This window comes from Micromonospora sp. BQ32 (assembly GCF_059358895.1).
On the sequence record NZ_JCADBI010000001.1, the window covers coordinates 329,658 to 348,837 of the forward strand.

Annotated in this window: 19 protein-coding genes; 8 read left to right on the forward strand and 11 right to left on the reverse strand. The window is 72.4% G+C overall.

Annotated features, from left to right (window positions below):
* Positions 1 to 143: 143 nt before the first annotated feature.
* Positions 144 to 782, reverse strand: coding sequence for a response regulator (locus tag AC5L30_RS01335; protein ID WP_112623700.1), 639 nt, complete (start codon positions 780 to 782; stop codon positions 144 to 146).
* Positions 779 to 1,972 carry a sensor histidine kinase gene (locus AC5L30_RS01340; protein ID WP_494864646.1) on the reverse strand — a complete coding sequence of 398 codons (1,194 nt, stop codon included), beginning with the start codon at positions 1,970 to 1,972 and terminating at the stop codon, positions 779 to 781. The genes AC5L30_RS01335 and AC5L30_RS01340 overlap by 4 nt, the downstream gene beginning before the upstream one ends.
* 146 nt (positions 1,973 to 2,118) lie before the next feature.
* Here AC5L30_RS01340 and AC5L30_RS01345 point away from each other — a divergent pair, with 146 nt between their 5' ends.
* Positions 2,119 to 2,877 carry an ABC transporter ATP-binding protein gene (locus AC5L30_RS01345; protein ID WP_494864648.1) on the forward strand — a complete coding sequence of 253 codons (759 nt, stop codon included), beginning with the start codon at positions 2,119 to 2,121 and terminating at the stop codon, positions 2,875 to 2,877.
* Positions 2,874 to 5,405, forward strand: a complete 2,532-nt coding sequence (locus tag AC5L30_RS01350; RefSeq protein WP_494864650.1) for an FtsX-like permease family protein — start codon at positions 2,874 to 2,876, stop codon at positions 5,403 to 5,405. The genes AC5L30_RS01345 and AC5L30_RS01350 overlap by 4 nt, the downstream gene beginning before the upstream one ends.
* Positions 5,406 to 5,471: 66 nt before the next feature.
* On the opposite strand, the gene AC5L30_RS01355 is transcribed toward AC5L30_RS01350, so the two are convergent.
* Complete coding sequence (locus AC5L30_RS01355; protein ID WP_494864652.1) at positions 5,472 to 6,959, reverse strand: ricin-type beta-trefoil lectin domain protein; 1,488 nt, start codon at positions 6,957 to 6,959, stop codon at positions 5,472 to 5,474.
* A 95-nt stretch (positions 6,960 to 7,054) separates the two neighbouring features.
* Complete coding sequence (locus AC5L30_RS01360; protein ID WP_494864654.1) at positions 7,055 to 7,477, reverse strand: DUF2000 family protein; 423 nt, start codon at positions 7,475 to 7,477, stop codon at positions 7,055 to 7,057.
* Between the two features lie 50 nt (positions 7,478 to 7,527).
* Between AC5L30_RS01360 and AC5L30_RS01365 the strand changes: the two genes are divergently transcribed.
* A complete protein-coding gene (locus AC5L30_RS01365) occupies positions 7,528 to 8,331 on the forward strand; it encodes an AraC family transcriptional regulator (RefSeq protein ID WP_494864656.1) in 804 nt (267 codons plus the stop codon).
* A 6-nt stretch (positions 8,332 to 8,337) separates the two neighbouring features.
* Here AC5L30_RS01365 and AC5L30_RS01370 read toward each other — a convergent pair whose 3' ends face one another.
* Entirely contained in the window at positions 8,338 to 9,171 is an 834-nt protein-coding gene (locus AC5L30_RS01370) for a helix-turn-helix transcriptional regulator (protein ID WP_494864658.1), read from the reverse strand.
* Between the two features lie 198 nt (positions 9,172 to 9,369).
* On the reverse strand, positions 9,370 to 10,794 hold the full coding sequence (locus tag AC5L30_RS01375; protein ID WP_494864659.1) for an aldehyde dehydrogenase family protein: 1,425 nt from the start codon (positions 10,792 to 10,794) through the stop codon (positions 9,370 to 9,372).
* Positions 10,795 to 11,190: 396 nt separating this feature from the next.
* Here AC5L30_RS01375 and AC5L30_RS01380 point away from each other — a divergent pair, with 396 nt between their 5' ends.
* On the forward strand, positions 11,191 to 12,771 hold the full coding sequence (locus AC5L30_RS01380) for a DHA2 family efflux MFS transporter permease subunit (protein ID WP_494864661.1): 1,581 nt from the start codon (positions 11,191 to 11,193) through the stop codon (positions 12,769 to 12,771).
* 53 nt (positions 12,772 to 12,824) lie between these two features.
* On the opposite strand, the gene AC5L30_RS01385 is transcribed toward AC5L30_RS01380, so the two are convergent.
* The 4 genes from AC5L30_RS01385 to AC5L30_RS01400 form a co-directional block, all read right to left on the reverse strand.
* A complete protein-coding gene (locus tag AC5L30_RS01385; protein ID WP_494864663.1) occupies positions 12,825 to 13,286 on the reverse strand; it encodes a DUF5709 domain-containing protein in 462 nt (153 codons plus the stop codon).
* 121 nt (positions 13,287 to 13,407) lie between these two features.
* Positions 13,408 to 14,292 (reverse strand): alpha/beta fold hydrolase, encoded by an 885-nt coding sequence (locus AC5L30_RS01390; protein ID WP_494864665.1) that lies wholly within the window; start codon positions 14,290 to 14,292, stop codon positions 13,408 to 13,410.
* Between the two features lie 113 nt (positions 14,293 to 14,405).
* Positions 14,406 to 15,329, reverse strand: a complete 924-nt coding sequence (locus tag AC5L30_RS01395) for an RNA polymerase sigma factor (protein ID WP_494864667.1) — start codon at positions 15,327 to 15,329, stop codon at positions 14,406 to 14,408.
* Between the two features lie 95 nt (positions 15,330 to 15,424).
* Entirely contained in the window at positions 15,425 to 15,547 is a 123-nt protein-coding gene (locus AC5L30_RS01400; protein WP_494864669.1) for a WCX domain-containing protein, read from the reverse strand.
* 32 nt (positions 15,548 to 15,579) lie between these two features.
* On the opposite strand from AC5L30_RS01400, the gene AC5L30_RS01405 reads away from it, so the two are divergent.
* The 3 genes from AC5L30_RS01405 to AC5L30_RS01415 are packed head-to-tail and all read left to right on the forward strand — an operon-like array spanning position 15,580 to position 17,681.
* Positions 15,580 to 15,726, forward strand: coding sequence for a hypothetical protein (locus AC5L30_RS01405; protein WP_494864671.1), 147 nt, complete (start codon positions 15,580 to 15,582; stop codon positions 15,724 to 15,726).
* On the forward strand, positions 15,723 to 16,880 hold the full coding sequence (locus AC5L30_RS01410) for a winged helix DNA-binding domain-containing protein (protein WP_494864673.1): 1,158 nt from the start codon (positions 15,723 to 15,725) through the stop codon (positions 16,878 to 16,880). The genes AC5L30_RS01405 and AC5L30_RS01410 overlap by 4 nt, the downstream gene beginning before the upstream one ends.
* Before the next feature lie 36 nt (positions 16,881 to 16,916).
* The gene (locus tag AC5L30_RS01415; protein ID WP_494864675.1) at positions 16,917 to 17,681 is read left to right on the forward strand and encodes a YqjF family protein; all 765 of its coding nucleotides are present in this window, start codon (positions 16,917 to 16,919) and stop codon (positions 17,679 to 17,681) included.
* Here the strand turns inward: AC5L30_RS01415 and AC5L30_RS01420 are convergent.
* Positions 17,675 to 18,652, reverse strand: a complete 978-nt coding sequence (locus AC5L30_RS01420) for an aldo/keto reductase (protein WP_494864677.1) — start codon at positions 18,650 to 18,652, stop codon at positions 17,675 to 17,677. The two genes, AC5L30_RS01415 and AC5L30_RS01420, sit on opposite strands and share 7 nt — an antisense overlap.
* Before the next feature lie 165 nt (positions 18,653 to 18,817).
* Between AC5L30_RS01420 and AC5L30_RS01425 the strand changes: the two genes are divergently transcribed.
* Positions 18,818 to 19,177, forward strand: a complete 360-nt coding sequence (locus AC5L30_RS01425; protein ID WP_494864679.1) for a hypothetical protein — start codon at positions 18,818 to 18,820, stop codon at positions 19,175 to 19,177.
* Positions 19,178 to 19,180 lie beyond the last annotated feature (3 nt).

Sequence of the window (19,180 nt, forward strand, 5' to 3'; positions counted from 1 at the left end):
ATCCACTGTCGTCAATATTAGGTCACTGTGGCTCGACAGGTTGCCCCGCCGGACCCGGACGCCGACGTCGGCGCGTGGAGTTTCCCCAGGGCTGGTGGATGGTGTGCCGCTCATTGCCTTTGGAGCGCCCACCAGAGCCCGGCCTAGCCGACGAGTCGGCGTTCCCAGGCCCAGGCGGCGATCTCGACCCGGTTGCGGGCCTTGAGTTTCATCTGCACGCTCGCCAGGTGGGTCTTGACCGTGCCCACGGCGATGAAGAGCCGGGTGGCGATCTCGGCGTTGGTCAGGCCCCGGGCGACGAGCTTCACCACGTCGAGTTCCCGTGGCGACAGGCCACCGTCGTCGCGCGCCGGAGCGGGCGAGCTGAGGTGCTCCAACAGTCGTACCGTGATCGAGGGGCTGATCAGCGCGTCGCCGGACACGGCCGCGCGGACCGCCTCCACCAGCAGGGCCGGGCCGGAGTCCTTGAGCAGGAAGCCGCACGCGCCGTTGGAGAGCGCGGTGTGCACGTACTCGTCGAGGTCGAAGGTCGTCACGACGACCACCCGGATCGGGTCGGCGACGCCCGGCCCCGCGAGCAGCCGCAGTGCCTCAAGACCGTCGAGGCGGGGCATCCGGATGTCCAGCAGCACCACGTCCGGGCGCAGTCGTCGAGCCAGTTCGACGGCCTGGACGCCGTCGGCGGCCTCGCCGACCACCTCCATGTCCGACTGGGCGCCAATGATCATGCCGAAGCCGGTCCGGACCATCGCCTGGTCATCGGCGATCAGCACCCGGATCACCGCGCCACCGCCACCTGGAGCGGGAACGCCGCGTCGAGCACCCAGCCGCCGGCGACGCCGGGCCCGGCGGTGATCGTGCCGCCGAGGGCGCGTACCCGCTCGCTGAGGCCGATCAGGCCGAAGCCGTGCCCCCGGGCCGGCGCGGTGCGTGGCGACGCGCCGTCGTCGGCGACCCGGACCAGCAACCAGTCCGGGGTACGCCGCACGGCCACGTCCACCGATCGCGCGTCCGGCGCGTGCTGGCGGGTGTTGGTCAGCCCCTCCATCACCACCCGGTACGCCGACGTCGAGACCTCCACCGGCAGTCCGTTCAGGTCGCCGTCGACGTGCAGTCGTGCCGGCGCGTTCGCCGCGCCGTTGAACCCGGTCAGCAGCGGCTCCAGCTCGGTTACCCCGGCCAGTGGCGCCAGCGGCGCGTCCGGCGGGGCGTCCGGGTTGCGCAGGATCCCGACCATCCGCCGCATCGAGGCCATCGTCTCCGCGCCGGCCCGCTCGATCTGCTCCAGGGCGACGATCACCCGTTGCGGGTCCTGTTCGGCCACGAACCGGGCGCCCTGTGCCTGCACCACGATGCCGGTCACGTGATGAGCGATGAAGTCATGCAGGTCCCGGGCGAACTCGGCGCGCTGCTCAGCCCGGACCAGCGCGATGGCCCGCTCCCGGCCGGCGGCCATGATCCGCAGATAGAGCCCCACCCCGGCGGCGCCGGCCGCGGCGAGCACCTGGAGCAGGCCGAAGATCACCAGCAGGTTCTCGGTGCCGACGCGCAGCGGTAACGCGGCCACGGCGAGCCCGGCGGCCACCGCCGCCCACGGGGCGAGCCGCGGCGCGCCCCAACGGGCCACCACGAAGACCACCCCGATCAGCCCGGCCGACTCGGCGAGCCCCCAGCTGCCGCTGATCAGATAACTGCTCTCGGAGAGGACCAGGACGGCTGCCGTCACGGCCAGTGAGGCGCAGGCGAGCACCAGCGCGGCCAGCGGCAGCAGCCGCGAACCCAGCCGGTGCACCGGCAGCCAGAGCGGCACCGTCGCCACCGCGAGCCCCATCCGCACCAGCAGGAGCAGGAGAGCGGCCAGACTCTCCGGTGCGCCGAACCGCAGGTCGAAGAGGGCGAGCAGCCCCATGGCCACCAGTCCGGCGGCCTGGGCCAGGCGTACCCACCAGCGTCGAAGATCCGGCGTGCTCATGGTGACCCAGCGTAGCCAGCCGGGTGGAGGTGCCGGATCGGCCAAAAGGCAGACCCGGCGCCGCCGATACCCGGCCCCGGGCCGATGCGCCCACCCGCCGGTGTTGGCGACGCTGTCCGGGTCACCACGCAGCCACTGGAGGAACGATGACAACCCACGCCCCGCCGGAAACCAGCCACGCCGCGGTCGCCGCGGTCGACCTGGTGAAGGTGTACGGCAGCGGCGACACCGCCGTCCGTGCCCTGGACGGGGTCTCGGTCGGCTTCGGCCGGGCCGAGTTCACCGCGATCATGGGTTCGTCCGGGTCCGGCAAGTCGACCCTGATGCACTGCCTCGCCGGCCTCGACACGGCCACCTCCGGTCGTGTCCTGCTCGGCGGCACGGAGCTGACCGGCCAGTCGGACCGGACGCTGACCCGGGTACGCCGGGAGCGGATCGGGTTCGTCTTCCAGTCCTTCAACCTGTTGCCGCAGCTCACCGCCGCGCAGAACATCACCCTGCCGCTGGACCTCGCCGGTCGGCAGCCCGACGCTGAGCTCCTCGCGCACCTGGTGCGGGTGCTGGGTCTCGGCGACCGCCTGAACCACCGGCCCAGCGAGCTGTCCGGCGGTCAGCAGCAGCGGGTGGCGCTGGCCCGGGCGCTGGTGGCCCGGCCCGAGGTGGTCTTCGCCGATGAGCCGACCGGCAACCTCGACTCCCGTTCCGGTGCGGAGGTGCTCACCATCCTGCGCGACTCGGTACGCGACCTCGGCCAGACCGTCGTCATGGTCACCCACGACCCGATCGCCGCCGCGTACGCCGACCGGGTGGTGCTGCTCGCCGACGGGCGGTTGGCCGGTGAGATCGACAGGCCGAACCAGGTGTCGGTCACCGACGCCCTGCGTGATCTGGCGGCTCGCGCGTGAGGGCGACCGTGCTGCGTACCCAGACGACCGCCGCGGCCCGGCGACCCGGCCGGCTGATCCTGACCGGCCTGGCGATCCTGGTCGCGTCGTTCGTCGTCTTCGGCACCGTGCTGGTGCAGCAGATCACCGAACGGACCGTGCGGGACAACCTCAGCGGCACCCCGGCCGTCACCGACCTGGTGATCGGTAGCGCCGACGTGCCGCCGCCCACCGTGACGGATGTGCGGCAGATCCGGGCCGTACCCGGTGTGGCCGAGGCGGTGGCCCGGGTGGCGACCGGGGTGTCCATCGGCGAGGGGTACCTCAACCTCCAGTCCGATCCGGGCAGCGGCCCGCTGAGCACGGTCCGGGTGGTCGAGGGCAGCTACCCGGACCAGCCCGGCGAGATCGCCATCACCCCGCGCACCGCCGAACGGCTCGGGCTCTCGGTCGGCACCACCACCAGCGGTACCGGCGGTGAACTCACCACGCCCGCCCCACTCACCGTGACCGGCGTGGTGGAGACCGGCGCCGACGCCGGCTACGACGCGTACGCCCCGGACAGCGCCGTGATCGCCTGGGCGCGCCTGACGGCCGTCGAGCGCGTCGACCTGCGGGTGGCCACCGGCACCTCGACGGAGGCCGTCCGCCAGCGGGTGACCGCGGCGGTCGCCGGCCAGCCGATCCGCTCCGGCGTCGAGGTGCGCGAGGCGGAGGCCAACGCCGCGGCCCAACAGGTCGGGAAACTCTTCATCCTGGTCGGCATGTTCGTCTCCATCGCGGTCGTCGCGGCGGCACTGGTGGTCACCTCGACCTTCCGCATCGTCTTCGCCCAGCGGATGCGGCAGCTCGCGCTGCTGCGGGCGGTCGGCGCGAGTCGGGCCACCCTGGTCGCGGCCCTGACCGCCGAGGGCGCCCTGACCGGGCTCGTCGCCGGCGTCGTCGGGGTCGCCAGCGCCCTCACCCTCGGGTACGCGCTGCCGGCGATCCTGCGCGCCAGCGGCCACGCGGTCTCCTCGCCGGGCCTGCCAGTGGCGGCGGCGGTCGCTGTGGTGATCGGCGCCGTCGTGATCACCGTGCTGGCCGTGCTGGCACCGGCGCTCTCGGCCGCCCGGGTCTCCCCGCTGGAGGCGCTGCGGGCGTCGAGCACCACCGCCGGCCGGCGCGGCATCGGCGTGCTGCGTCTGGGCTTCGGGCTGCTCCTGGCCGTCGGCGCGGTCCTGGCGGCGGTCGCGACGATCAGCCAGTTGCCGACGCCGGACCAGTCGGACTACGACCCGTCGATGCCGCTGCTCCTGCTGATCGGGTCCGGGGCGCTGGCGTTCTTCGCGCTGGTGGCCCTCGGTCCGCTGCTGGTGCGCCCGGTGCTGGCCGTGGTGGGTTGGCCGCTGCGCCAGCTCGGGCCGCTCGGGCGGATGTCGGTCGGCGGGATCGGCGGGGCGCCGCGCCGCGCCGCCGCGGTCTCCGTCGTGGTCGCGCTGGGCGTGACCCTGATCTCCGGGGTGGTCATCGGCGGCGCGTCGTTGCAGATCCTCGCCGACCGCGAGATGGCGCTCGCGGCCCCGACCGACTTCGAGGTCACCAGCAACGGTGGGACGCTGCCGCCGGCTGTCGTGACCCGCGCCGAGGCGGCCCACGGCGCGTTGGCCCGGGTGGTGCCGTACCGGATGGTCGACGAGGCCAGGCTGCTGCGCGGCGTCGACAAGCTCGGCGACGTCGAGTCCGGTTACCCGACCAGCGACCTGGACCTGGCGGCGTTGCCGAGCACCGGTGACCTGGACGTGGCCCAGGGCACCCTGGCCGATCGTGGCCCCGGCCGGATCGTGCTCAACAACTGGGTCGCGCGGGACGCGGGTCTGCGGGCCGGCGACACCGTCACGCTCGCCGTCGCCACCCGCAGGGTCGAGGTGCGGGTGACCGCGGTCCTGCCCGGTGACGGGCCGCTGCACGCGGGCATCCTCGCCGATCCGGCCGACCTGGACCGGCTCGGCGTGCCGGCCGCGTACACCGGTCTGCTGGCCGACGCGGCCGGTGCCGGCGAGGACGGCCGCACCGCCGGGGTGCGGGCGCTGCGGCAGGCGATCGGGGGCAGCGACGGGGTGGGCCTCACGGTGCTCGCCGACGAACGGGACCGCAACGACGCGTTGGTGCGCACCCTGGTCTGGATCGCGGTCGGTCTGGTCAGCCTGACCGTGCTGATCGCGGTGGTCGGCGTGGGTTCCACGACCGCACTCTCGGTGGTGGAGCGGGTACGCGAATCCGGGTTGCTCCGGGCGATCGGGCTGTCCCGGACCGGCCTGCGCACCATGCTGACCGTCGAGTCCGGCCTGTACGGGGTGATCGGCGCGACCATCGGCCTGGTGCTCGGCGTCCCGTACGCCTGGTTGGCGGTCCAGGCTCTCGGGATCGAGGCGCCGCTGACCGCGCCGCTGCTGCCGCTGGCCGGGCTCTTCGTGGTGCTGGTCGTGTTGACCGCACTGGCCGGGGTGCTGCCGGCCCGTCGGGCCTCGAGGGTCAGCCCCGTGGTGGCACTGGGGGCCGACAACTGAGCACCGTCGTGTGAGCACCGTCGTGGGGTGGCGCCGTGCGTTCGGCGCCACCCCACGATAGTCTGGTCAGTTCAGGTTGTTGGCGTGGGTCAGCGTCTCCCAGGCGACGAAGAGGTTGTTGGTTCCGGCCGGACGTTGTTGCAGCGTGAGGGTCTGGGTGTTGGTCATGACGTTGCCCAACCGGGTGCTCATCGCGTTGAAGCCGACCTCGGTGATCGGGCCGAGGCCCCGGGTGAGGCTGCCGCCGCAGAGCCAGGAGGGCGGCGCCTCGCCGAGCTGGTAGCGGGAGTGGAAGCCGAGCGCCTGCCGCAGCCGCTCACCGACCTGTGGGTACAGGTCCCGTCCCTGGATCCGGGAGGTCTCCGCGACGTGTGAGATGGCGGAGATCCCGTACCCGGTGTGGACGAAGTCGCGGCAGGTTTCCTGGGCGAGGCCAGCGACGAAGGTGGACTGGCCCTGCCAGTAGCCGATGATCTCCGCGCTGGTGTCCAGGCCGCTGCCGGGGGTCGTGTACGGCAACGCGCCGTCGCTGGGCAGGTAGACGAAGGCCCGGGCGCGGTTGAGGAAGCGGGTGACCGCCGCGTCGTACACGGCCCGGTCCTCCAGGAACACCGCGATACCGACGGCGGCCTCCATCATGGTCAGTTCCCAGTTGCCGTTGCTGTTCGAGCCGTTGCGCACCATCGGCAGGTAGACGTTGCGCAGCATGGTGGCGAAGCGGTTGGCGTTGGGCCAGCTGGTGTACGTGTACTTGATGATCTCGGCAGCCCGGGGCCAGACCGAGGCCGCCCAGCCGGTCTGCAATGGGGCGTTGCTGCCGGTGTGCGCGGTGATGGTGGCCGACCACGCGTCCATGATCTGGATCGACTTCTGCGCGTACCGGGCGTCCCCGGTGACGTACCAGGCGAGTGCGTCGGTGTACGCCGCGATCGCGTCCTCCCGCTCGTCGGTGCAGCCGTTGTTCGGGTTGGAGTAGGAACCGCACTCGACCACCGAGCGGGAAGCCGGCGTACGCGACAGGGAGGCGTACCGGCTGCTCATCATCTGGTTGTAGGCCGCCGCCCACGGCTGCGCGCCGGCCTGCACCCGGCCGCGGACGAAGTCCAGCTGGCCCCGGCTGACCAGCACGCCGGGGTGGGTGAAACCACCGGAGGGCGGTGGGGTGGTGCCGCCGCCGGTGGGCACCGCCCAGGTCTGGTTGGCGGTGCCGGTGCAGCTCCAGATCTGTAGCGGGGTGCCGTCGGCCGAGCTGGGGCCGGTCGCGTCGAGGCACTTGCCCAGCGCCCGGATCGTGCCGTCGTCGGCCACCGTCCACTGTTGCGCGGCCGAACCGTTGCAGGTGAAGAGCTGGACCGGCGTGTTGTTGGCCGGGTTCGCGGCGGCCACGTCGACGCACTTGCCGCCGTACCCGGTGATGGCGCCCGTCGCGGCCGCCATCGCGGGCGCTGCGCCGACGACCAGGCCGGTCGGTACGGCGAGCAGGGCCGCGGCGAGCGCGGAGGTCAGCCTGATGCGGGGGCGGCGGGGCACGAGCCCGGCCAATCGTCGCGCCATGTCGGGGTCCTTCCGGGCGGCGAAACAACTGTTAAGTGTGTTAATCATTACAGCCATACACACCGATATCAATGTCTTCGCCGCCAGGGATGCCGTTACGGGTGCATGGACACACCCTTGAGCACCTTGTCCACCACGGTGCGCGGCGCATGCAGCGCCAGGCCCACCAGGTCGAGCTTCTCCCGACCGACCGCCTGGACGGCGGCGCGGTTGTCCCGGTCGTTGCCGGTGGCGAACAGCTCGGACGTGAAGATCGCCAGCCGCAGGCCACGGGCGAGGGCACGCGAGTGCGCGCCGACCATCGCCGCCCGATCCCCGGCGAAGACCAGCACCGGCTGACCGAACATCGGCAGGTAGCGGGTGCCGTCCGCGTCGACGTACTCCTCGCCGAGCAGCTCCGGCAGCTCGTTCGCGATCCCGCTGACCAGGAAGGCGGTGACGTTCAGCCGTTGCCAGCTCGCCAGGTCGTTGCGGAGCAGTACGGCGATCTTGGTGGGAAAGCGGATCGGTTCGGTCATGGCGTCGAGCCTGCCCGCCCCGACACCGCCCGGTCTTGTACGTTCTTAGCGTGGCCACCCGCCCGGCCGGCTCGCACGTCAGCGCGTGGCGACCCGCGGTAGCCGGGGTCGCCGAGGTCTTCCACGCCCATTTCGTGGACCACGCCTATCCCCGGCACATCCACGAGGTGTGGACACTGTTGATCGTCGACGACGGCGCGGTCCGCTTCGACCTGGACCGCCACCGGCACGGCGCGCTGCGTACCTCGGTCACCCTGCTGCCGCCGTACGTGCCGCACGACGGCAGCTCCGCCACGCCGGACGGCTTCCGCAAGCGGGTCCTGTACCTCGACACCTCGGCGCTCGACGCCGAGCTTGTCGGCCGGGCCGTCGACGAGCCGGACCTGGCCGATCCGCAGCTGCGCGACCGGATCCACCACCTGCACCAGGCGCTCGCCGCACCGGGCGACGAGTTCGAGGCCGAGAGCCGACTGACGCTCATCCTGGACCGGCTGCGCCGCCAGCTCCGCCAGCGCTCCCCGGGTGGTGGTCAGCCGGCCGGACCCGGCCTCGCGGTGCGACTACGGGAGCTGCTGGACGCCCGGACCGTCGAGGGCGTCACGCTGGGCGAGGCCGCCGAGCTGCTGCACGCCCACCCGACCCACCTGGTGCGGACGTTCACCCAGGCGCACGGCGTGCCACCGCACTCGTACCTGACCGGTCGCCGGGTCGAGCTGGCGCGTCGCCTGCTCCTCGCCGGGCAGCGGCCCGTCGAGGCCGCCGTCGCGGCCGGGTTCTTCGACCAGGCGCACCTGACTCGTCACTTCCGGCGATACCTGGGCGTCAGCCCAGCCCGCTTCCCTGCCCGGAGCTGATCGCGCTCAGACGAGCTGGCCGCCGATGACGGAGAGCAGCCGCAGCTTCTCGTCGCTCGGCGACCCGGGCATGGCGGTGAAGACCAACAGTGTCTGTGACTGGTCGGGGTCCACCAGCGTCTGGCAGTGCAGCTCCAACGCCCCGACCTCCGGGTGCACGAAGTGCTTGGGCGGGCAGTAGCCGGCCGGCACCGGGTGCTCCCGCCACAGCTGCGCGAACTCCGGGCTCCTGGCCAGCAGATCGTCGACGAGCGCGGCGGCCCGCGAGCCGCGCCCGTCGCGGGTGTACGCCGCGTGCAGGTGCGCCACGAGCAGGCGACTCTGCGTGTGGTGGTCCTGCGCCGGGTGCAACTGCCGTGCCGTCGGGTCGGTGAACCAGCGGTGGTGGGCGCTGCGCGCCAGCCCGGTGTACCGGGTCTCGTCACCGAGCAGGGCGATGGCCGGCGCGGTCTGCGCCAGGGTCTCGCCGAGGTGGTTCACCACCTGGGCCGGGGTGTCGTGCATCCGGTCGAGGATCCGCATCATTCCCGGGTTCACGTGGTCGGCCCGTACCGCGCGGTGCGGGACGGCGTGACCGGCGAGCTGGAACAGGTGGTCCCGTTCGGCGAGGGTGAGCCGCAGGCCCCGAGCGAGGGCGGCGAGCATCTGCTCCGACGGGTGCGGCCCGCGCTGCTGCTCCAACCGGCTGTAGTAGTCGGTGGACATCCCGCTCAACGTGGCGACTTCCTCGCGCCGTAGCCCTCCGGTGCGCCGACGCGGGCCCCGGGGCAACCCGACGTCCTCGGGCTGGAGCGCCTCGCGGCGGGTGCGGAGGAAGCTGGCGAGTTGGGCGCGGTCCACGGTGTCTCCGATCACGAGGTGCCGGCGGCGGCGCGGCACGTTCGGTGCAACAGACGAGCCCGGGGGCGGTGTTCCGCCCACCCCAAGATCGCACCGGATCCTGGTTGTAGTGGTGTGCCGGGCGTTCGAGGCCACTACATCCAGGACCCAGCACGACCTTGGGGCTGGTGGGGCCGGTGGGCTGTGGGGCAGTCTCGGTCAGCGCTGGATGGACTTGGTCTCCAGGAACTCCTCCAGGCCCAGCCGGCCGAACTCGCGGCCGTTGCCGGACTGCTTGTAGCCGCCGAACGGGGCGAGCGGGTTCCAGTGGCCGGCGTTCACGTCGACCTGGCCGACGCGCAGGCGCTTGGCGACCGCCAGTGCGTGCTCCGGCTCACCGAAGACGCCGCTGGTCAGGCCGTACAGCGTGCCGTTGGCGATGGCCACGGCCTCCTCCTCGTCGGCGTAGGGGATGATCGTCAGCACCGGGCCGAAGATCTCCTCCTGAGCGATCGCGGAGGTCGGGTCGACGTCGGCGAAGATCGTCGGCTGGACGTAGGCACCGACGGGCAGCCCCTCGGGCCGCGCCGGGCCGCCGAAGACGAGCCGGGCCCCGTCGGCGATGCCCCGCTCGATGTAGCCGACGACCTTCTGCCGGTGGGTCTCGGACGCCATCGGGCCGATCCGGGTGGCCTCGTCGCCCGGGTCGCCGACGGTGTACTGCTTCGCGGCCTCGACGGCCAACGCCACGACCTCGTCCTGACGGGAGGCGGGCACCAGCATCCGCGGCCACGCGCCGCAGACCTGACCGCCGTTGGAGAACGCCATCATGAGGCCCCGCTCGACAGCGGTGGGCAGGTCGGCGTCGTCGAGGATGATGTTCGCGCCCTTGCCCCCCAGCTCCAGCGCGACCCGCTTGACGGTGGCCGCGGCCACCGAGGAGATGCGCTGCCCGGCGCGGGTGGAGCCGGTGAACGAGATCATGTCGATGTCCGGGTGGGCGGAGATCGCCTCGCCGACGGTCGCACCGGTGCCGTAGACGACGTTGAAGACGCCCGCCGGTACGCCGGCCTCGGCGGCGGCCTCGGCGAGGATGCGCGCGGTCAGCGGGGCGTTCTCGGACGGCTTGAAGACCATCGTGTTGCCGGCGAGCAGGGCCGGCGCCAGCTTGGAGACGATCTGCTGAAGCGGGAAGTTCCACGGCGTGATCGCGCCGACCACGCCGATCGGCTCACGCACGATCAGCGAGTTGCCGACCTCCTCGGTCCAGGTGAAGTCGTCGGCCAGGCCGGCGATGGACTCGACCACCGCGGCCGGGAACGCGACCTGGGCGGTCCGGGACATGCCGATCGGAGAGCCCATCTCGGCGGTGATCGCCTGGGCGATCTCCGCCGCCCGGGCGGCCAGGCCGGCGCCGAGGCGGCGCAGCACGTCCGCCCGGTGCTGCGGGGTGGTCGCCGACCAGGCCGGGAAGGCCGCCCGGGCGGCGGCGACGGCGCGGTCGACGTCGGCGGCGGTGCCGGCCGGGGTCTCGGCGACGACCTCGCCGGTGGCCGGGTTCACGACGGGAAGGGTGCCGGCGGAGCCGGTGACGGTCTCGCCACCGATCCAGTGGCCGGCGACGGTGTAGGTGGAAGGTGTCATGGACCGACCGTCGCACCGCTGCCGAACCCCAACCAGGTGCGGTTTATCCAGGGTTTCGCGATCCCTGGCTGGGGCCCGGGGCGGGTCAGAGCGCGACAACGGCCCGGTGACGTGGACGTGGCCGTCGAGCGACGATCCGGCCGCCGGTAGTGCCAGCGTCCTGCCGTGCCGTGGTCAACGCCCGAAGCTGATCCGCCACCCCGACGAGCGGCTGTAAATGGACGGCCGTTCGGATACGCGGCCGGGCGGTCACGAAATCCGGCGGCGAATCGTCACAGCTGGCGGTTAGTCTGCCTGCGCGCGTCGCTGCCCTGGCACGTCGCGCCCCGCGCCCGGTAGGCGCGGCATCGCCGCCACTGCCACCATCGGCCGGCTCAATCGACTTCAGGAGAGTTAGTGACACAGCAATCCCTCGCGACATCGGACAAACTCGACGCCGCGGTGCTCAAGGTGGCCGGTGTCGTCGTCCTTGGCGCGATCATGTCGATCCTCGACGTGACGGTGGTCAGCGTGGCGCTGCCCACATTCCAGAGCGAGTTCGACGCGTCCTACGCCCGCGTCGCCTGGACCATGACCGCCTACACCCTCGCGCTCGCCACCGTGATCCCGCTCAGCGGGTGGGCGGCGGACCGGTTCGGCACCAAACGGCTCTACATGGTGGCGCTGGCCCTGTTCACCATCGGGTCGGGGCTCTGCGCCATGGCCGACACGATCGGCGAGCTGATCGGCTACCGGGTCCTGCAGGGCCTCGGTGGCGGCATGCTCATGCCGCTGGGCATGACCATCATGACCCGGGCGGCCGGCCCGCACCGGATCGGCCGGTTGATGGCCGTGCTCGGCATCCCGATGCTGCTGGGGCCGATCGGCGGCCCGATCCTCGGTGGCTGGCTGATCGACACCGCGAGCTGGCACTGGATCTTCCTGATCAACCTGCCGATCGGCGTGATCGCCCTGATCTACGCGCAGGTCGCGCTGCCGAAGGACGCGCCCGAGCCGTCCGAGTCGTTCGACTTCGTCGGCATGCTCATGCTCTCTCCGGGCCTCGCCCTGTTCCTCTACGGCGTCTCGTCCCTGCCGGAGGCGGGCACCTTCGCCGAGGCCAAGGTCTGGGCCCCGATGCTGGTCGGCGGCGCGCTGGTGGTGGCGTTCGTGCTCTACTCGTTCAAGCCCCGACACCCGCTGCTCGACCTGCGGCTGTTCCGCAACCGCAGCCTGACCATCGCGTCGGTGACGATGTTCGTGTTCATCATCGCGTTCATGGGCGCCGGCCTGCTGTTCCCGAGCTACTTCCTCCAGGTGCGCGGCGAGACGACGCTGGCCGCCGGTCTGCTGATGGCGCCGCAGGGCATCGGCGCGATGATCACCATGCCGATCGCCGGAACGCTGGCCGACCGGGTGCCGATCGGGCGTACCGTCCCGTTCGCGCTGGGTCTCATCGTCGTCGGGTTCTTCGGTTTCACCCAGGTCGACCCGCAGACCTCGTACTGGCTGCTCGGTGGTTCGTTGTTCGTGATGGGTCTGGGGATGGGCGGCACGATGATGCCGATCATGACGTCGGCGCTGCGGACGTTGCAGGCGCAGGAGGTGGCCCGCGGCTCGACGCTGGTCAACATCCTCCAGCAGATCGGCGGCTCGGTCGGCGCCGCCGTGATGTCGGTGATCCTCACCAACGAGCTGAACGGCTCCCGGCCGATCCCCGGCCTGGTGGACGAGAGCGGCAAGCCGGTCACCGAGGCCGGGCTGGCCATCGCCTCCCAGCAGCGGCCGGAGTTGCTCCAGCAGATGCCGGTGGACCCGTCGATCATCGAGCGCGGGCTGGACTTCGCCGCGAAGTCGTTCGCGACCACGTTCTGGGTCGCGTTCGCGCTGGTCGTGCTCACGATCGTCCCGGCGGCGTTCCTGCCGCGCCGACGTCAGCCGGCGCAGCTCGACGACCCGCAGGGCGAGCAGGTCAGGACGCCCGTCGTCATCCACTGACCGACCTGCCGCGCTCGGCACCCGGTGAGGTGCCGAGCGCGGCGGGTACGGCGTCAGCGCAACGGACCGTCGCCGGGCCCGTCCGGGTCCTCGACCAGGTGGATCGCCGCTTCCTCCGCGCTGGCGGCACCGGCGTCGATGCCGGCGTCCCACGCCACCGACTCGGCCTCGTCGTCCTCGCGGACGCCCTCGTCGTAGGCGACGAGCCGGCCGGCACGGGTGTCCGCCTCGTACCCCCGGCGGGTCAGCTCGTCCTCGTCGTCGCCATCCTCGGCGTACGGGTCGACATCCGGCACCTCCTGGGCGAGGTGTTGCGCCAGGGACTCGCCCGCCCGCTCCTCGGCCGGCGTGGTGCCGAACCGGTTTGCCGCCGTCCAGTGGTCCTCGGCGATGATGCCGGTGTCGAGGGGGTCGCCGACCCGGTCGTCGTCGAGGGTGTCGGAGGCGTCCAGCACCCCGTCGTCCTCGGCCACGTTCCACTCGTCGACGGAATCCATCCGTTCGGTCTGGCTCACGGCGGTCTCCTCTTCGTCACGGTGCAGCAAAGCGCTCAGCCTATGACCGTGCAACGCGCCCGCACCCCGAGGTCTGCCCGCTGTGACGAACGGACCTCGGGGCCGGCGGTGCCGCGGTGGGTCACCGCTTCAGCAGCTCCGCCACGGCGTCGGTGAACTCCACCGGCTGCTCGATGTGCGCGAAGTGTCCGCTCCGCTCCAGCGTGACCAGCCGCGAGTCCGGAAGCCCCGCGTGCAACTGCTCGGCCCAGCGGGGGCCGCAGATGAAGTCGGACGCCCCCACGATCACCACGACGGGCACGGTGATCTCACCGAGGTTCGCCCGCACGTCGAAGGGCGTCGGGTCCTGCGCGCCGGCCGGCGTCGCCCAGACTCGGACGGCCGTCTGGAACGGGGCGAACTCGTCCTGTCGGCCCCAGAAGTCCGCGAAGTACACCGGCAGGGCGGCGCGCAGAGCGGCCCCCAACGACTCGTCGTCCGTCGCCCCGCCGATCTGCGCGAAGGCAGCCGGGACCGCCGCCGCCTCCGGCCGGTCCGGGTGCCGCTGAGGGTAGGCGGCGAGGCCGGCCATGGCCTCGGCCCAGAACTCGGCGCCGGTGACCGGTGAGGTGTCGTACAGGGCGAGGCCGGCGACCCGGTCCGGGTGGGCGAGCGCATACCGCTGGACGACGAAACCGCCGTGCGAGTGCCCGAGGAGGTACACCCGGGGCTCGCCGAGGTGCTCGACGACGGCGTGCAGGAACCGGACATACGTGTCGAGACGGTAATCCTCAACGTTGTCGAGCTGCCCCGACGCGCCCGTACCCACCGGCTCGACGTAGACCATGGTGAAGTGCGCCTCAAGGCTGGGCGTCCGCAGGTACGCCCACTCGATGCCCGGGCCGCCGGAGTGCGCCACGCAGACCGGGCCGGTGCCGGCGACGTGGTAGACCTGCCGAACGCCATCCACGGTGAACGTGTGGGCACCGGGTGCGAGGGCGCTGGCGTCGTGGCTGGTGGAACCCATGAACTATCTCCCGATCCGAGACCCGCGCGGCGTCCGCCGACACGGCAACTGGTGCATGACGCGGACCAGATGCGCGGGTCGAGGGGAAAGTTCGCTCGGTCGGGGAAGTTTTTTCAGACCAACGCGGGGACGGGGTGGAAGAGGGTGAGTTGGCGTACCCGGCCCTCGCGCAGCACCTGCAACCACAGCGCCGCGGGTGGGCAGTGCTCCGGGTCGTCGGGTGGGCTGATCAGGTCGGTCTCCCAGATCAGCACGTCGCCGCTGGCCACCACGTTGCGCAGCCGCTGACGTACCCCGGCGGCCAGGTCGGAATTCATGCCATTGATCGCCAGGTCACGGCCACCGCGCGGGCCGCCCGGCACGATCATCTCGGCGTCCGGCCACCAGCTGTCGCGGACCACCCGCTCGAAGTCGCCGCCCATCGCCGTGGTGATCACGTCGCGGCCCTCCCGCCACCGCGAGTCGTTCGACGCGGCGACGTCCGCGTGCGCCGCGTCCGCCGCCGTCCGGAGGCCGCCGGCGAGCGCACGGCGGGCGTGGCTGAGGCGGCTGCGGACGGTGCCGACCGGCACGCCACACACGGCCGCGATCTGCTCGTACGAGGACGCGTCGCTGAAGTACCGCAACAGGGTGACGAGCCGGTCAGGTTCGGACAGTTGCCCGAGGGAGTGCCACACCCAGTCGCGCATCGCAGCCCGGTCCAGCGCCTCCTCCGGGGTGGGTGTGTCGGCGGGGCGGGTGAACCACTCCGGTTCGGCGACCGGGACGGCTCTGGGCCCGCGCAACGCCATCCGGCTGTTGTTGCGGACGATGGCCCGCAACCAGGGGCCGACGGCGTTCGGGTCACGGACCTCGCCGATGCGACGCAGGGCGACGACCATCGTGTCCTGCACCGCGTCCTCGGCGTCCGGCCCGTAGCCGAGGACGCTCAACGCGACGGCCCGCATCCCGGCCTCGTGTTGGGCCAGCAGCGCCCCCAGCGCGGCCGCGTCGCCCGCCTGTGCGAGCACGACCAACTCCGCGTCGCTCTGCGTCACGTCCAGTACCTCCCCGAAACACCTGTTCTGAACGCTTGTGCTCCATCAAGCGTACGGCGGGCCGGCGGGCCGACACCCCGGGCCGGTCGACCGTCCTACCCTGCGGATGCGCTGGCGGCCCGGGTGGCCCGGGTGCCGCGCTGTCGCAGGTGCGCGATCAACTCGGGCGGCGCGCGTACCTCCACGTCACAACCGAGGGTCAGCAGGAGCCACGCCAAACCTGTCTCACCTGGGCCGTAGCGTTCGCGGCATGACGCCCTATCGCATCGACCTCTCGCAGTCGCCGGCGGCCGGGTCGCGACCGGCCGGCTGTGGGTCGCGCAGCCACTTCGTGGCGATGGGCGAGCCGCTGGCGCACGCGGCGGACATCCGCGCGTTCTTCGCGGACCTGCGATGACCGAGCTGAGCTGGGCGCAGGTGTCCGCCCGACGTCTTGCGCGGCACCGGCTCTGCCCGTCGGCGGCGGACGCGGCACCGGACGCCGGAGGTGTCGCCGACGTGGTGTCGGCGATCTGCGGCGCGCACGCCCAGATCGCGTCAGCCGCCGAGCTGTCCGTCGGGCTGCGGGTGCCGGGCGCGACCCGCGCCCTGGTGCGCCGGGCACTGTGGACGGACCGCACCGTGGTCAAAATCCGTGGGCCACGCGGGACCGTGCACCTGCTCGCGGCGGCGGACCTGCCGATGTGGGTGGGCGCGTCGACCGCGTTGCCGGTGCCGTCGTGGGAGCGGAGTGCGGTCCTGCTGACGCCCCGGCAGACCGAGCAGGTCCTCGCGGCCATCGCCGACGCGGTTGCCGAGGCCGACCTGACCACCGCCGAGCTGACCGAGGAGATCGTCGCCCGCACCGGCCCGTGGGCGGGTGACCTGGTCATGGAGGCGTTCCAGGACAGATGGCCCCGGTGGGTCGCCGCGATGACCGCCGCCACCCGGAGCGGAGTGATCTGCTTCGGCCCGAATCGCGGTCGGGCCTCCACGTACACCAGCCCGACCCGGTGGCTGCCCGACTTCGCGCCGATGCCCGGTCCCGCCGCCCTGGCCGCCCTCGCCCGCGCTTACCTGTACGCGTACGGGCCGGCCACCCCGGCACAGTTCGCCCGGTGGCTGGCGGTGCCCCCGGGGTGGGCGACGTCGCTGTTCGACTCGCTGGACCTGACCGAGGTGACGGTGGAGGGCGCCCGGGCCTGGGTGGCCGCCGACGACATCGAGTTCCCCGACGATCGGCCGTCCGGGTTGCGGCTGCTGCCCTACTTCGACGCGTACGCGGTCGGCTGCCACCCCCGCGAGCGGGTGTTCCCCGGAGCTGCCGCGGAGCGGGCGCTCGCCGGTGGCCAGGCCGGCAACTATCCGGTGCTGCTGGTGGACGGGCTGGTCGCCGGGGTGTGGCATCAACGCCGTTCCGGCCGCTCGATCCACGTCACCGTCGAGCCGTTGCGAACGCTCGGTGCCGCGAAGCAGCGGGCGCTGGCGGAGGAGGTCGAACGGGTCGGCGAGATCCTGGAGGGCAAGGCTTCGCTGACCGTCGGCACCGTCAGTGTCGGTCCGCACGCCTGAGCCGCGCCGGCCCACCGCCTGGGCCAGGATGAGAGCGTGCACCCCGAACCGGTCGACCACGCGCCCCGGCAGGCGTTCCCCTGGGCGGTCCTGCGCCAGCGCTGGGAGGACCTCACCTTCCTGCACTGGGCCGTCGCCCCGGAGGTGGTCGCGCCGTTGCTGCCCGCCGGCACTCGCCCGGACACGCTGCAGGGGGTCAGCTACGTCGGCCTGATCGGTTTCCGAATGGTCGGGCTGGGCTTCGGCCGTGGCCCGGGGGTGCCGTACTTCGGCACCTTCTGGGAGACCAACGTCCGGCTCTACTCCGTCGACGATGCCGGCCGACGCGCGGTCGTGTTCCGGTCGCTCGACGCGTCCCGCCTGCTGCCGGTGCTGGTGGCGCGGGTGACGCTGTGCCTGCCGTACCTCTGGTCGTCAATGCGGATGGATCGCGACGGCGACCGTCGCACCTACCGTTGCCGGCGGCGCTGGCCGGGGCCGGCGGGCACGACGAGCCGGATGGCGGTGCGGGTGGGGGAGCGGATCGTCGACCCGACCCCGCTCGAACACTTCGTCACCGCCCGGTGGGGGCTGCACACCCGGGCGTACGGGCGCACGCTGCACCTGCCGAACTGGCATCCGAGTTGGCCGCTGCACCGGGCCGAGGTGTTGCACCTGGATGACGAGTTGGTCGCCGCCGCCGGGCTGCCGGCGCCGGTCGGGCCGCCGGTGAGCGTGCTCTACTCACCAGGTGTCGGGGTCAGGTTCGGCCCGCCGGTGGCGGCCCGGCCGCGCGGTGCCGGGCCGCCGGGGCCTCAGTAGCGGCCACCCTCGGGGGCGGGCAGCGCGTCCAGGTCGGCCAGGTCCTCGGCGCTGAGCCGCACGTCAGCGGCAGCGCAGTTGTCTGCCAGGTACTTCGGGGTCTTGGTGCCGGGGATCGGGATGACCTGGTCGCCCTGGGCGATCACCCACGCGAGGGCGACCTGCGCGGGGCTGAGGCCCGCCCGGTCGGCGATCTCCCGGACCCGGGCGACGATGGCGAGGTTGGCGCGCAGCGCGTCCTGTTGGAAGCGCGGCAGGCCGCGCCGGAAGTCGTCGGCGGGCAGGTCGTCGAACGAGGTGAACCGGCCGGCGAGGAAACCGCGACCGAGCGGGGAGAACGGCAGGAAGGCGATGCCCTGCTCGGCACAGTGCGGCAACACCTCGGCCAACGGGTCGCGCGTCCACAGTGACAGCTCGGACTGCACCGACGCCACCGGGTGCACCGCCTGGGCCCGCGCGATCTGCGCGACCGTCACCTCGGACAGCCCGAGCTGCCGGGCCTTGCCGGCCGCCACGACCTCGGCCATCGCACCCCAGGACTCCTCGATGGGCACCTCCGGGTCGACCCGGTGCAGCTGGTAGAGGTCGACGTGGTCGGTGCCGAGCCGGCGCAGGCTCTCGTCGATCGCCGCGCGGATGTGCTCCGGGCGGCCGTTGTTGCCGATCTTCGGTGAGTTGCCCGGGCCGCCGGTGGCGGAGGTGGCCACCAGGCCGACCTTTGTGGCCAGTACGGCCCGCTCCCGGTGACCGCCGGCCAGCGCCCGCCCGATCAGCTCCTCGTTGGTGTACGGCCCGTACACGTCCGACGTGTCGATCAGCGTCGCGCCCAGGTCCAGTGCCTGTCGGATGACGGAGATCGACGTGTCGTCGTCGCGCGGGCCGGTGATGTCGTAACCGTGGCTCATGCCCATGCAGCCGAGGCCGATGACGCCGACCTCGGGACCGGTGCTGCCCAGCGTGGTGGTTCGCATGCGCCCCACGCTACGACCGGAGCGGCGGACCCGCCGTGGCGGGCACGGCGTTCCCCGGGTGCGTGACGACTCTCACCGGAAGTGGACTCGGGAGTCCGGTACGGTGGGCGCTAAGCGGACCTCCGAGTCCGGATGTGTTTCCGAGAGTGATCCACGAGGAGCCCCATGACTCAGGTACGGATCAGCGACGCCCTGCGTGCGGTGGTCTTCGAGCCGACGCGCGACCTGACCGAGGCGCTCGACGAGTTCTACGCCCCCGACTACACCCACCGCAGCGACGGCGAGACCCTCGATCGGGCCGGATTCGTCGAGATGGTGACCCGGGTACGCGGTCAGATCGTCAGCGGCACCGTGCGGGTCCTCGACGAGCTGCGCGACGGTCTCCGCTACGCCGAACGACACGTCTACGAGATCACCCTGGCCGACGGGTCGACCGCCAGGCGGGAGATCGCCATCTTCGGGGCGTACGCCGAGGACGGCCGCTTCCGGCACCTCAGCGAGACGGGTTTCGACCTGCCCGCCTGATTC

Excerpts from the sequence above, each read along its gene's own strand:
- AC5L30_RS01425 (WP_494864679.1), top strand. The coding sequence starts at position 18,818 with ATGACTCAGGTACGGATCAGCGACGCCCTGCGTGCGGTGGTCTTCGAG.
- AC5L30_RS01390 (WP_494864665.1), bottom strand. The coding sequence starts at position 14,292 with ATGGGTTCCACCAGCCACGACGCCAGCGCCCTCGCACCCGGTGCCCAC.
- AC5L30_RS01345 (WP_494864648.1), top strand. The coding sequence starts at position 2,119 with ATGACAACCCACGCCCCGCCGGAAACCAGCCACGCCGCGGTCGCCGCG.
- AC5L30_RS01375 (WP_494864659.1), bottom strand. The coding sequence starts at position 10,794 with ATGACACCTTCCACCTACACCGTCGCCGGCCACTGGATCGGTGGCGAG.
- AC5L30_RS01410 (WP_494864673.1), top strand. The coding sequence starts at position 15,723 with ATGACCGAGCTGAGCTGGGCGCAGGTGTCCGCCCGACGTCTTGCGCGG.
- AC5L30_RS01405 (WP_494864671.1), top strand. The coding sequence starts at position 15,580 with ATGACGCCCTATCGCATCGACCTCTCGCAGTCGCCGGCGGCCGGGTCG.
- AC5L30_RS01340 (WP_494864646.1), bottom strand. The coding sequence starts at position 1,972 with ATGAGCACGCCGGATCTTCGACGCTGGTGGGTACGCCTGGCCCAGGCC.
- AC5L30_RS01360 (WP_494864654.1), bottom strand. The coding sequence starts at position 7,477 with ATGACCGAACCGATCCGCTTTCCCACCAAGATCGCCGTACTGCTCCGC.
- AC5L30_RS01355 (WP_494864652.1), bottom strand. The coding sequence starts at position 6,959 with ATGGCGCGACGATTGGCCGGGCTCGTGCCCCGCCGCCCCCGCATCAGG.
- AC5L30_RS01420 (WP_494864677.1), bottom strand. The coding sequence starts at position 18,652 with ATGCGAACCACCACGCTGGGCAGCACCGGTCCCGAGGTCGGCGTCATC.